Below are 1100 nucleotides of genomic sequence, written 5' to 3'. Positions count from 1 at the left end.
GGGTATCGCTGGTATCGCGTCGGCGGCCTGGACTATTTGCTGAAACGCAGTGACATTAACACAAACACAAGGGGGAAAGCCGGGCACGGTGGTCCGTAACGATTTCAGCTAAGGGTCAATCGCGACGGTCTTGCCTCATCTCTATGAGGTCCGGTCTACCCCCCTCGGAGCCGACATGCAGGCGACAGGCGGATTTCGTCGCGATGGCACACAAAGAGACATCGTCTCACAGAAGGGCTTTGGAGAGGGCAAAGGTCATCCTCGACCGAAGTCTAGGGGCATCGCTTGATTTGGCGCGCGATGCCCCGATCGTTAGCGTGGCTACTTCGGAAACAGCTTGTCGCGTATGTATCGCGAGGTGGGCGTCAGCCTGATGCCTCGTGGCTTACGCCACACCGCCCTGTCGATCTCTCGCTTGTCACCGATCTTCAATTCGCCCGAAGCCTTGCTCGCCATGAAGATAGCGTCGCTCATTTTACGCCCGGACAGGCGGTTTCTCTTTTTGACTTCTTTCCACAGTTTGAGCCGACCCAGTTTGAGCTTGGGCAGTTCCTCCTTGATCTCGCGATGGAGACATTGCTTGTCGCTCTCTCTAGCCCGCTTCCGGCCGCCCGGAAACATCCAGCGCTGGTCGCGCCGTCGTCGGACCAAAAGCACCCAACCACGCTTTATGGCCACCAATTTTGAGGATTTAGCCAACCTCGTCGCCCCGTAACCTTCGACATGCCCGAAAGAAACATGAACTGAGAATCAATGAGATGCCAAGCCTCGGTACGAGGCGTTGGCACCCTCAAATCGGGCGCGAAGGGGCCATCCGGCTTATCGAAGGCAATTTCCGAGCTGGGTCACACCCGGAAGAACTCAGGCTGAGCATTCGAGTCCGCTTGCAGGGTGGCCTCCACTGAGGTGGGTGGCGCCCCTCGGCGCGCCGAAAGGTTGCGCGGGAGAGGTGATCAGTCCGTCGGCTGCGGCCCGTCGTAGCCTTCGATTACGATGATGTCGATATCTACGGCGCCCGCGCGCAGTGCCCTCGCCTTGGTGTATTCGGGTGAGCGGTAGCAGGCGAGCGCGGTTTCGTAGTCCTTGAACTCGATCACGAT

The 1100-nt window shown here is 58.6% G+C and carries 2 protein-coding genes; both read right to left on the bottom strand.

The annotated features are described in order from the left end of the window. Positions 1-321: 321 nt before the first annotated feature. Positions 322-699, bottom strand: coding sequence for an NUDIX hydrolase (locus F758_RS0143060; RefSeq protein ID WP_024513515.1), 378 nt, complete (start codon positions 697-699; stop codon positions 322-324). A gap of 254 nt (positions 700-953) precedes the next feature. Further along, on the bottom strand, positions 954-1100 hold a 147-nt coding region (locus F758_RS49185), incomplete at its 5' end, for a DUF1330 domain-containing protein (protein WP_157450583.1).

It is taken from the genome of Bradyrhizobium sp. ARR65 (assembly GCF_000472385.1).
Taxonomy (GTDB): Bacteria; Pseudomonadota; Alphaproteobacteria; order Rhizobiales; family Xanthobacteraceae; genus Bradyrhizobium.
Note: the sequence above shows the minus strand (reverse complement) of the source record. Positions and strands in the feature narration are given on the sequence as shown.